This is a genomic window from Paenibacillus sp. FSL W7-1088 (genome assembly GCF_037969855.1).
Classification (GTDB): domain Bacteria; phylum Bacillota; class Bacilli; order Paenibacillales; family Paenibacillaceae; genus Paenibacillus.
The window spans coordinates 6870567-6883250 of the sequence record NZ_CP150216.1; the positions used below are offsets into that span (position 1 = coordinate 6870567).

9 protein-coding genes are annotated in these 12684 nt (G+C 47.8%); 1 reads left to right on the forward strand and 8 read right to left on the reverse strand.

The annotated features are described in order from the left end of the window. The first annotated feature begins 380 nt into the window (after window positions 1-380). Complete coding sequence (locus tag MKY42_RS30940; protein WP_339847236.1) at window positions 381-3590, forward strand: InlB B-repeat-containing protein; 3210 nt, start codon at window positions 381-383, stop codon at window positions 3588-3590. An 83-nt stretch (window positions 3591-3673) separates the two neighbouring features. Here the strand turns inward: MKY42_RS30940 and MKY42_RS30945 are convergent, their stop codons facing one another. The 8 genes from MKY42_RS30945 to MKY42_RS30980 all read right to left on the reverse strand — a co-directional run bounded on the left by MKY42_RS30945 (window position 3674) and on the right by MKY42_RS30980 (window position 12485). After that, the gene (locus MKY42_RS30945; RefSeq protein ID WP_256222239.1) at window positions 3674-5098 is read right to left on the reverse strand and encodes an AbgT family transporter; all 1425 of its coding nucleotides are present in this window, start codon (window positions 5096-5098) and stop codon (window positions 3674-3676) included. Between the two features lie 4 nt (window positions 5099-5102). Further along, the gene (locus MKY42_RS30950) at window positions 5103-6275 is read right to left on the reverse strand and encodes a M20 family metallopeptidase (protein WP_339847239.1); all 1173 of its coding nucleotides are present in this window, start codon (window positions 6273-6275) and stop codon (window positions 5103-5105) included. 395 nt (window positions 6276-6670) lie between these two features. Continuing rightward, on the reverse strand, window positions 6671-7579 hold the full coding sequence (locus tag MKY42_RS30955) for a LysR family transcriptional regulator (RefSeq protein WP_339847240.1): 909 nt from the start codon (window positions 7577-7579) through the stop codon (window positions 6671-6673). Window positions 7580-7708: 129 nt separating this feature from the next. Further along, window positions 7709-8818, reverse strand: a complete 1110-nt coding sequence (locus tag MKY42_RS30960; RefSeq protein ID WP_339847241.1) for a hypothetical protein — start codon at window positions 8816-8818, stop codon at window positions 7709-7711. A 55-nt stretch (window positions 8819-8873) separates the two neighbouring features. Beyond that, window positions 8874-10379, reverse strand: coding sequence for a HAMP domain-containing sensor histidine kinase (locus tag MKY42_RS30965; RefSeq protein ID WP_339847242.1), 1506 nt, complete (start codon window positions 10377-10379; stop codon window positions 8874-8876). Further along, a complete protein-coding gene (locus MKY42_RS30970) occupies window positions 10376-11086 on the reverse strand; it encodes a response regulator transcription factor (protein ID WP_339847243.1) in 711 nt (236 codons plus the stop codon). Before MKY42_RS30970 ends, MKY42_RS30965 begins: the two co-directional genes overlap by 4 nt. 227 nt (window positions 11087-11313) lie before the next feature. Then, a complete protein-coding gene (locus MKY42_RS30975; RefSeq protein ID WP_090809149.1) occupies window positions 11314-12177 on the reverse strand; it encodes an Rpn family recombination-promoting nuclease/putative transposase in 864 nt (287 codons plus the stop codon). 86 nt (window positions 12178-12263) lie between these two features. Then, window positions 12264-12485: a hypothetical protein gene (locus tag MKY42_RS30980; protein WP_179262545.1), complete on the reverse strand. Its 222-nt coding sequence runs from the start codon at window positions 12483-12485 to the stop codon at window positions 12264-12266. Between the last annotated feature and the right edge of the window lie 199 nt (window positions 12486-12684).

A 12684-nucleotide genomic window follows, 5' to 3' on the forward strand; every position in this document is an offset into this window, starting at 1 on the left:
CGGATCATCCGACAAGACTACAACGTTGCAACCTTGCTTATTAAAAAGAAAAGAAACAGCCGTCCGAAACAATGTCTCGAACTGCTGCTTTGAACATTCGACTTTTATTCCTGCATTCTAGTTTATCGGAAGCGGAATAGCTTAGTCAATATAAATGTATAGAAAGGGATGAAAGTTATGGAACATATTTTACATATATGATGTGCTTCTGGAAAATCCGAAGAATTATTTTAAATTTGGACGAAAAATTTATTTTTTTTTGAATAGGGATCATTTAAACTAAGCTCATCCTTATATGGCCTACCCCTGTGAAATTAGAAAGTGCAGTAGACAGAACTAAGCATAACGTAAACATATTTGTTAGGAAAGCGGGTGTAAAATTGGTACGTTTATCACTATTCAAGAAAATAAGCATCATCGGGCTGGTATTCCTCATTGGACTGAGTGGCCTGTGGAATCTTTCGAGCATTGTACAGCCGGCGCACGCTGCGGCAGCAGTTCCCTATGTTGGTGAGATCCGTTTATTCCCGTATAGCGCCGGCCCGACAGGATGGATGCCCGCCAGAGGACAGACGCTCTCTATAGACCAAAATACAGAGCTCTACTCGCTGCTAGGAAATAACTATGGCGGTGACGGAAAATCAACATTTTCCTTACCTGACCTTACCCACGCTGCACCAGAAGGGATGGGCTATTACATAGCTATGAATGGTACATTCCCTCCCCGAAACACAGACCATCCATTCAGCCAAAATGCGGTGTTAGGCGAGGTTCGCCTATTTCCTTATGCCTACTCTCCTACGGGTTGGTTATCTGCTGATGGCCGGAGCGTTAATACATCCGTATACTCGGCTCTATATGAAATGATTGGTACAACCTACGGATCAGACAAACCGGATGAATTCAAGCTGCCTAACCTCCCAGAGATTAATGGTGTACATTACGCTATATTTACGGACCCAACCAACCAAGCCGAGAAAGGTACAGGTAATGAGTTCATAGGTGAGATTATTCCCATGTTAGTCAATCTTCCGTTAAAAAACTGGATATTGGCGAATGGTTCCACTCTTACCACCAACAATAATCAGCCCCTGTTTAGTCTATTGGGCACCAAGTTTGGCGGCAATGGTTCGAGCGAATTTAAAGTGCCCAATCTGAATGGCAGCCAGCCTGACCTCGTATATTACATTTCAAATGAAGGAACATTCCCCATTTTAGACGGTGTGCGACTTCCAGTAGCAGCCGAAGACACCTATACCACCAACTCAAACTCGGCTTTGGTTGTGCCTGCGCCTGGTTTGCTTGCCAATGATAGCGATGCATCTTCCGTTATTTTGAAAAGTGGCCCGATGAACGGAACACTGGTACTGCATGCGGATGGAGCGTTTACTTATACTCCAAGCACCAATTATGTGGGCAGCGACAGCTTCACCTACAGTGCCAAGAATCAATGGGATACAAGTATTCCAGTGTTAGTGACCATAAACGTTAAGCAAAGCATCCCCCCAATAGTCAGCGGTGTATCGGACGGCGGATTATATAATCATACGGTGACACCAACCTTTGATAACGGTACGGCTACGCTGAATGGCGCTGCATTCACGAGTGGCACTACAGTAATGGCCGACGGCGTTTATACTTTGGTGGTGACCAACAGTATTGGCAGTACAACGTTGACTTTTTCCATTGATACAGCAGCTCCTGTTGTATCGGGTGTCACCGATAATGGAAAATACAATGAAGGCCCAACAATCACTTTTAATGAAGGAACAGCCACTCTGAACGGTTCACTCTTCAGCAGCGGAGAAACGGTCCAATCTGAAGGAGAATATGTACTGATTGTTACCGATAGTGCAGGCAATACCACAAGCCTACATTTCAGTTTTTATACACCGCGTACTGTAATGTTTAACAGTAACGGTGGTTCTGAAGTAACCGAACAAACGGTATATTACGGTGACAAGGTTATTGTTCCAGCAGATCCAACTAAAGCAGGATACACTTTCGCTGGCTGGCATAATGACTCAGCTTTGAACCAAGTTTTCGATTTCGATAATACAACTGTCACCCACAATCTCACCCTGTATGCGAAATGGACGGTCAACTCCTATACCGTTAACTTCGAAACTAATGGTGGGTCAGTGGTTCCTGATCAGACAGTCACGTATGGTGAGTTGGTGAAAGCTCCTGACGTTCCAACCAAAGCAGGACACACTTTCGCTGGCTGGTATACTGAGCCTGAATGGAGTACGCCATTTGACCTGAATACTAGATCGATTGTCCAGGACACCACATTGTATGCAAAATGGACACCAAACACATATAAGGTAACGTTCAATACACTTGGAGGATCAGCAGTATCCGATGCAGCTGTTGAATACGAAAAGAAACTTTCAGCACCTGCTTCGCCAAGCCGTTCTGGCTATACGTTTGCAGGCTGGTATGCAGATCCCGAGTTGAAAACTCCATTCAACTTTACTCAAACAGAGATCACATCCGATCTGACCTTATATGCCAAATGGAGTGTTAATTCCACGCCACCATCAGGTGGTAATGATGGTAACAGCAGCGGCGGCGGCTCTGGTAACCAGAATAACAACGGGTCGAGCAGTCCCCCTTCGCCGCCTGATACCCTAACCCATTCGTCCACGAATGGACGTTTAACACTTGCAGCGGGGCACGCCGGGCAATTAAGTTTGGGCAATGACATTATGATATCCATCCCTGCCGGGGCGATGAACCAGGAACTCAAGGTTACCATTGAACAGATTGCAGATCCTTCTGCCTCGCTGACCCACCAGGTCCAGCTGCTCAGCCCGGTATATGAACTGCTCAAGAACGCTCCTCAAAACTTCACTGTGCCCGTAACCATAACCCTGACATTTGATCCATCAAAGTTGCAGAGCAATCAGCAGGCTAAACTATTCTACTTTGATGAAGAAAAACAGGTTTGGCTTTCCGCTGGTGAACCTACTGTGGAAGGCAAGCACATTCGGGTGAACGTAGATCATTTTACCAAATTCGCCGTGTTGGCGGTTGATCAGCCCAAAGAGCCAGCAGACATTTCGTTTCATGATGTCGAAGGACACTGGGCGAAAGAAGTCATCCAGCAAGCTACTCTTCAAGGCATCGTTAAAGGATATGCTGATGGAACATTCAAGCCGGATGCATCCATTACACGTGCAGAGTTTACGGTGATGCTGATGAATACCCTGAACACAGAGTACACGGAAGCGACATTATCTTTTACCGATCGTTCAAACATAGGAGCTTGGGCACAGTCTGCTGTAGCGCGTGCTTTACAGGCGGGATTTATTCAAGGAGACTCAAAAGGGGCTTTTCGCCCGAATGAAGCTGTCACTCGTGCAGAGATGACTGTCATGGTCGCCAACGCCATGCAATTAAAGGCAGACTCTGGCACCCAATCATCCTTTGCAGATGATGATCAGATTCCGTCCTGGGCCAAAACAGCTGTTGCTGGCTTGCAAAAGTTCGGGCTACTGAACGGCAAAGGGTTGAACTCCTTTGCTCCTAGAGACAACACTACACGTGCAGAAGCGGTTAAATTATTGCTGAGCATGCCAAAATAAAAAACATAGATAAAAGCCTGCGTTCTGGCAGTACCCTTTCGAAGTTTGAGAGGGGCTCCATAGAACACAGGCTCTTTGTTTTTCTAAGAATACTGAATGGCATTCGCAATAAGCATAAATACAATACCCATAGCGATCCACATCACCATCAGCGGCCAGAAGAATCTAACCCATTTCTGATACGGAATACCGGATACCGCGAGACTGCCCATCAATGCTGAAGACGTTGGCAAAATCATGTTGGTAAAACCGTCTCCGAACTGGAACGCCAGTACGGCAGTCTGACGGGTAACTCCGAGCAGGTCCGATAATGGAACCATAATCGGCATCGTTGTTACGGCCATACCTGTACCCGAGGTGATGAACACGTTCATGATATTTTGGAAGAAGTACATACCCAATACCTGCACGGAGGACGGCAATTCGCCAACCGCTGTAGACATCCCGTATACTACGGAGTCAATTACGTTGCCTTGATCGAGGACAACCATAATTCCTCTCGCCAGACCGATGATAAAGGCACCATAGGCAATGCCACTTGCACCTTTGACGAATTCACTCGCAATTCGGCTAGGACCGAACCCGGAGACAAGACCAGCGATCACGCCCATGCTCAGGAAAAGAGCCGCCAGTTCTTCCATCCACCAGCCTTCTTTGGACACACCCCAGATTAACAGGGCAAAGCCAGCTACAATTGTAATGATGGTCAGAATATGTGTGATGCGAATCGTTGGCAGTTTGTTCAGGTCGACCGCAGGTGTATCTGCTGCCTGCTCCTGTTCCAGCTCATGCACCAAACCGCGAGTTGGATCAGACTTCACTCTGGACGCGTACCGCATAATATAGATACTTGTCACGGCGATGAGGCACACCAGTATAATGGCGCGCAGCCACATGCCCGAGAAGATCGGTACTTCTGCAATGGCTTGAGCCAGTCCCACATTGAACGGATTAAGCAATCCCGCGGTAAAACCACACGAGGCCCCCAGCGAGATCATCGCCGTACCCGTTAAAGCGTCATACCCCAGCGCACGCGCAATGGCGATCCCGATTGGTACAAAGACCATGACCTCTGTGGACATCCCCATCGTAAAGCCACCAACTGAGAACAAGGTGATGAATACCGGGATGACCCATAATCCTTTATTCGCGAACGAACGGGCTACCCTACCTGTAAGAGCTTCAATCGTTCCCGTGCTCGTAATGATCTGAAATGCTCCGCCGATGATGAAAATAAAGAATACAACGTCCGCAGAATCAACCAGTCCGCGAACGATAGACTTGGGAATATCCCATAGTCCCGTTGGATTGGCCTCTACATGATGGTAAGAACCCGGAACGAGCAAAGATTTGCCTGTCGCCTCATCCTTGACCCGATCAAATTCCCCAGCGGGAATAATGTAGGTCAGCACGGTAGCTACCAGCACCAAAATGAACAAAATGACGAAGGTGTGAGGCATTTTGAACCATGTACGCCGTTGTTGTGTTTGTTTTGTTATGTTTTCCAATTCATCATCCCTCGTCCTTCTGTTGTTTCCATGCTTCAAACTCATCCCGTACCTGCTGCAATGCTGCCTTGTCTGCGTACAGGTCGAACGCTGTCAGTGCAAGGGCCTTCGCCGCACGGTTTAGCTCAATCATGCCTTCCTCTGCTCCGGCAAGCCGGGCAAATTCAGGTGTGTGTGTTGTCGCATCTCCTAACCGAATATACGGATGGATCGCGGCTGTGATCTGGCTTACGTTACCAATATCCGAGGAACCCACACCGCCTGTTTGCGGTGGATCATGCACTTCAATGCCCATATCCTCCAGGTTCTGCTGGAACAGACCCGCCAGAGTTTTGTTGTTATTCCGCTCGGCATAGATCAGACCTTCTGTAATATCTACCGTAGCGCCAACGCCTTCCGCAGCATGGCGCACGACGCGGTAAACTTTGTCCATGACGACTTTCAGTTCTTCAACGGTCTTCGCCCGAATGATATATACGGCTTCAGCCAGCTCAGGCACCACGTTGGGCGCATCTCCACCCTTGGTAATAATCCCGTTCACCCGAACGTCATCCTTCAAATAAGGACGCAGTGAATTTATTCCCGCGTACGCGTTGACCAAGGCATCTAGCGCACTAATGCCTTTCTCAGGAGATGAGGCAGCATGTGCCTGTTTGCCGTGGAACGTAAAGGTTGCGTCCACACAAGCCAGCGCACCTCTCAGTACCATCGTTTTTTGCTGCGGGTGACACATCATGACGGCATCCATCTCATTGAATACGCCATCGTTCACCATAATGATCTTACCGCCGCCCTCTTCTTCAGCCGGTGTGCCAAGAACGATGATCCGTCCCGGAAGATCAGGGCAAGCTTCCTTGAGCGCAAGTGCTGCACCTACAGCAGAGGTTCCGATCAAATTATGTCCGCAGGCATGTCCGATGCGGGGCAGTGCATCATATTCAGCGAGCAGTGCAATCGTGGGTCCACCTGGCTGGCCTTCCCATACAGCTCGGAACGAGGTGTCGAGGCCTGAAATGCCTTTTTCCACCTGAAATCCGGCTGCTTCCAGCGGTTCGGTTAACCATTGTTGTGCTTGGACTTCCTGAAAGCTAAGTTCAGGGTTAGCGTGAATGCGCAGCGATAATTCCCGCAAGTCGGGGTCCAGCCGATCTACAGTTTCTTTGATTTTTTGCTTCATATGAGCTGGGTCAGGATACATATTGTTTGGCCGCCTTTCTCCAAATACAGCATTTCTATATTCAATTCAATCGAATAAATATACAATTAGGTTGGATATATTGTATGTGCGGCCAAGCCATAAGTAAATTCAAAAAAATTAAGGAATAGCCCATAAAAAATTTTATGGACTCGCTAGATCATGACATATGAATATCATTAGATGTTAGTATAGGACTGGTTTATTTGCATGTTAGCTAAGACTAAACCGGTATACATTTTGATCTTATGTACATCCTTCGAACGGGTACTCCCTATGAAAACGACACTGTCCAATAGCAATAAATCACCCTTTTTCACAATAAAACACCGGATAATTATGCATAAAGCAATGCATCGATTCCGCTATGTCTGTACCTAGCTTCCGTCCACAACATGCTGTGTTCCAGCCGTTTTCATCAAGTCAACAAAGCGACCCACCGTTGCCTGCTGCAGCACACTTTCCTTATACACCAACCACGTATTACGCCGCACTCCCTGTCCATTCTGTCGGATTAGCTCCTGCTGATGAAGGCCATCCGAAGCAGATACGAAAATGCCCGGAATAATCGCATAACCCAGCCCATAACGCACCATTTCCTTGCATGTCTCATAGCTGTCCACACGCATCGCTACAGTTGGTGAACATTCATAGCGCTCATACCACCAGGCCGCCACTCCCTCGCGGAATGGGCTCACGGGAGATCCACCCGTTTTCGTCAAGGGCTCCTGAAATGCGATTTGCGGAAGCTCGGGAAGTTCATCTAGATTGATGGGTTCACGGGATACAATGCAGACCGGTTCATCGTGCAGCAGATGTTTCCCCTCATACCATGGATGCTCCCCCCGTGTGACACCTACCTGAATTTCATCCCGCATCAACAGTTCCATAACCTCCACACTCAGTGCACAGGTCACAGCAAACTGAACCTCAGGGTACAGCTCCTTGAACTGCTTCAATAAGGGAGGAAGCTTGTACAACGAATAATGATTGGCAATCCCGAGGCGCAGCGTTCCTTTGACTTCATTCCGAATGTTCGACAACTGCTCCTTGACCTGGTTAAGCTCATTGAGCATTTTACGGGCATAAATTGCGAGATGTTCTCCTTCGGGAGTGAACCTGGCGCCTTTTAACGTTTTATCGATAAGTGGCACGCCAAATTCCTTCTCCAATTGCTGCAAACGGTATGTCAAAGCCGGCTGGGTCATAAACATGCGCTCCGCAGCCTTGGTCAGACTGCTTTCCTCGGAAACGCTCAGCAGCAGACGGCAGTCCTTTTCATCCATGATCATGTTCCCCCTTCACTTCTCGTCTCTTCAGTATAACCCAGAAAACCAGCGTTACAGGTACAGAAAAAGCCCAACTCAATAGGAGTCAGGCCCGCCCTGCTGATTTGTTTCTTTTTCGATGATGATTTACTGCGAAATCGTAATGACCGAGGTGACAAAGTGGTACGATTCATTTTCCTGCACTGCCTGTGACAGCAAAATTCGGTTGCCCTCCGGACTCCAGCTCAACGGATCAGATGCGTTATCCATTTCGGCCGAGACCTGGAACTGCTCCGCCGATTCCGTATTGGAGACGAACAGCCCTTTCTCCTCATCACTCTCTGAATTGATCGTGTAGGCGATTTTGGAATCGTCACCAGACCAGCTCGTGCCGAAGATCTGCGTGCCTCTGGCAAGTGTGGCTTTTTCATTCCCTTCCAGATCGGTTAGCACCAGCGCCCGTTTGGTATCGGCTGTTTTTTTCACAATCGCCAGTCTTGAGCCATCGTTGGACGGGATTACCCTCTCTACACTTTTCAACACCTGCTTCACTTCCCTGGTCTTCGTATCGTAGCTATTCAACTGTCCGTCCGTGCCTGTGATGTAGTAAATCACATTCCCCGAAACGCTGACACTGCTTATATTGAAATTTCCCGTCTTGACCAGCGCTTTGGTCGTTCCATCTACACTTGCTGATATGATATCTCCATTCATGTTTGGAAAAACGACATGCTCCTTATCCAGCCATGCTCCTTCAAAAACAAATCCATCATCCTGGCCCACAGGTACCACTTCCCCGTTGTGCAGGTTCAGAATGAAGCCTTTGCCTGTCGATTCCTCTGGCTCTCTGTAAAAAATATACTGACTATCCGGTGACACCAGTGGTGAGCCCAGACTCACTTCACTTTCCTTCACGGGTGTATCTGTACCCTTCGTAAGATCGTACATGTATAAGTTATGCGGATAACGTTTCTCACCCTCAACCGTGACAGGCTTCATGGACTCGTTTTCTTTATCCGACAAAATCAAGTCATTACTCAGCCACGCTACCCCGCGCATATTCGGCAGTTTATCGATTTTCTCCAGTTTAAAGCTCTGGTATACCGACGTATTTGTATTATCCTTCACCGTAATATCCGTGCCTGATTTCCCGTTCTGTGTATGATCCCCTGGTTTCGCTGTTCCCCCGCATGCTGTTGCCGATAATAGGACGATTGCCCCGAGCGTGCCCATAGCCGCCTGCTTCCAATTCATCATGGTCCCTCCTGAGTGCTTTCTATAGACCAAGCATACACATCGCATACTTCCAAAGTTATTCAGACTTGTTTCCAACTTGTAAACTTGAATGCGCCAAAGGGAAAACCAGCTGGAACGTTGTTCCTTCCCCATGTTTCGGATCGCCCGGCAACAATGTAATCGTACCGCCCTGCTTCTCTACAAATTGCTTGACGAGGGATAGTCCCAGCCCGGTGCCCCCGGTTTTTCTGGCCCTGTCTTTATTGACGGTGTAAAAGGGTTCAAAGATTTTCTCGCGCGCCTCATCCGGAATGGGCGTACCCGAGTTGAAGATGCGAATCACCGCTTGTCGCTCCTGCATTCGCAGTTCATTGCTTACCCGGATGACACCTCCCGGCACATTATATTTGATCGCATTATCCAACAGATTGATGAAGATATGCATGAGGTTCTCCCGATCGCTGCGGATCACCGCAGGCAGTAACGCCAGCTCTATGTTCAGCGCAAACTTCTCGGCTTTGCCCCGCATGCGGCCACAGGCATCCTCCAGTAGAACTCGCACCTCCACGTCTTCTGCCTGATTCTCAAAATCATATTTCTCCAGGGCTGACAAATGTAATACCTTCTCAACCATCTCGTACAGCCGCTCGGTTTCCTTGCCAATATTGCTTGTGGCATCATCCAGCAATTGTGGATCATCCTTATACATGTCCAGCAGCTCCACATACGCCTTAATTGACGTAAGTGGCGTCTTGAACTCATGGCTGATGTTGCCGATATATTGTTTCTGCTGCTGCTCCAGGGCCTGAAGCTTCTCGATAGCGAGCTGGAGCTTCTGCTGCTCCGCATGCATGGCTTCAATATTTTGCTGAATCGATGTACTCATATAATAAATGCCCTGTCCCAGCTCACCTAACTCATCCTTGCGACTTACGGGTGATTTGGTAATATAATGCCCTTCACGAATGGAATCGGCAGACTTCTTCAAGCGGGTTATGGCAACGGCAAAGCGATTGTAGAAGAGATATCCCAGAATGAAGCTTAACCCAACAACCGCAATCCCCGCCCACATAAACAACTGAAGAATACGGGCATAAAATTCATGATAGCTCTGAACCGGATACTGCATGCGCACGACACCCATCTGTCCATCCGGGCCGTCGAGCGGTGCCATATATAGCAGGGTATCCCCCTGTTCGTGGTAAGCAATTTTATTTTGCAGCGCATAGTTCAGCGTCGCTGTGATATCTGGACTTTCTTCAGACATGATCGATGAACCCACCTGCTGTCCCTTCATATCATAAAGCGCGATGGGCAGACCTGTGGAGCTTGCAAGCTCCTGCGCCAGCCTGCGGCCATTTTGCTGTAAAAAAACCTCCTGCTCCAGACGAACAGACTCGGTATAGTACGACTGCCGCACATTCAGATTAACCAGACGGGTCTGCTGAGACAAAATGGTCTCGATCTGCGTCTGCTGGTTGCGCTCAATACCGCGCAGTACAAGAGAACTGAGCACAACGACGGTCAGGATCAGTAAGGCGGCCAGAAAAACGCTGAACTTCAGCTTGATGCTGACTCTCATACCGAGCCGCCCGGTTCAGGGGCTGAGGCCTTATAGCCAATGCCGTATACCGTCTGCAATTTTTGCTGGTCGGTATCGCCGATCTTTTTGCGCAGCCGCTGAATATGAATATCCACCGTGCGTGTGCCCCCGGCATACTCCATGCCCCACACCCGGTCCAGCAGATCATCCCGCGTGTATACACGCTCAGGGTTGGACATCAGAATGGTCAGCAAATCGAACTCTTTTGGCGTCAGATCCAGCTTCTCCTCATTCACCGTCACGGTGCGGTGGGCGATATGGATACGTAGCGTACCATTGACGATAGCCTGATTCTTGGAATCATCAGAGGGTGAACTGCTTTTCTCTACACGACGCATCAGTGCCTTTACCCGGGCGAGCAGTTCGCGGATCTCAAACGGTTTAGTCATATAATCATCCGCGCCCATTTCCAGGCCTACGATCTTATCCACGATGTCATTTTTGACGGTCAGCAAAATAATGCCGATATCCTCCCGATCCTCCAGCCTGCGGCATACGCCGTATCCGTCCAGTTTGGGCATCATCACGTCCAGAATCATGACCTGCGGATGGAATGAGGCCACCTTGACCAGCGCCTCTTCGCCGTCATTTGCTGTCTCTACTTCATATCCTTCGCGCCGCAGCGCGTAAGCAATGGCACTGACGATGCTTGACTCGTCATCCACGACTAGCACTTTTTTATTCATCGGAATCATCCTCTATATCTGTCATGAGTTATCGTATTCTTTGGATCTATGTTAACAAGGTATCGCCTGATTAGCTATGGAGGACTTTACGAATTGAGGGAAAAACGTGAGAAATGCCTGTATCCTCTCAGCTTGGACTTCGCTCCACTTTTTTTATACCCCAAACACAACAAAAAGAGCCAACCCGTAATTGGATTAGCCCTGGAAAGTGTAAATCCAGTTTCACATCACTGCTTAGGCAGCAGCTTTTTAATTTCCTCTGCAGAGAGTCCGGAGGCTTTCACCACAGCAGACATATCTACGCCAAGTGCAAGCAGCTCACGCGCCATTTCCACTTTACCCTCTACTCTGCCTTCTACTTTCCCTTTGGCCTCACCCTCAGCACGTGCACCTTCTATCATCGACTTTTCATCGCTTAATGCTTTCATCCGTGCATCATAAGCCATTCTCGTAGCTGCATCCTGACTCAGAAATTCCAGCGTGTCCATCGCCTTTTTTAGCATCGGTTCATTCATCGCCAGCACCTCCCAGTTTGATGGATCAATCCCTTTTAAGAATAAAAGCCAGTTCACCAGACCGCCCTTGTCCATGGGGACAGGGTGTTGATCCAGTTTGGTCAATTCCATCACATGAATTTCTATATCATCTGTCAAACCAATACCTGTATGATCTTCGCGTAAATGAAAAACATTGTGATATCGCTCATTGTCCAGACATGAGTAATTTAAAATATTTATCGTCACACATTTTTTCAAAAGATTATAGTTTTCGCCCTTCTTGATCTGGTGAGAGTACATTTCGCTCCAGTAGAACAGCGTCCTTTTTTCCATATTATACGGATTAAACAGCTGCATCTCAATGTTGATTAACTTGCCCTCCACCGTACGCGCTTTGATATCCAAAATGGATTGTTTATCTTCCGGACTATCTTTGTCCGTAAACGTGTTAATAAGTGTAATCTCCGTAAGAGGCGACTCACCGGTTTCAATAAACGTGCTGTTAAGGAAAGCTAACAAAACATCTTTACTTTGCTCACTTCCAAAAATACGTTTGAATACAAAATCCACTCGAGGATCGAGCAAATCCGTCATCCAGCATCAGCTCCATTCTTACCCAAGATTATATCATAATTCCCATACTTTCTTCAGCTTAACGTTGGACCTGCTTTCACATCTAATCACTCCTCAAAGGACAAATTCATTGGCTCGACCGACATCTCATACTCCGTCTCCATATGAGTCAATGGTTTATTCGGATCAACCTCTTCGAAGCGGAACCTATTCACCCACACTTTGCCTTGCCGTTCAAAATAACCCCGAATGAGATGACCGCACTGCCCTGCGGAACACCCGATGATAATGATAGGGTGACAGGAGAACTTCAGATGCCGCTTCTTCAAGCCCAATATCCTCGTACAGATTCGTTTCAATTAAGTAGAGACTTTGCTGAATCAATTCACTGTATGAATTCAAATAAAGTACAGCCCCTTTCCATATCCTTACTATACGTGAGGCTGCACATCTCGTTTTGATCATTTTTGCTAATCTGTTCTGGAGACAAGCTCCGATACAAACCACACCCATGATCTGAACCTCTCC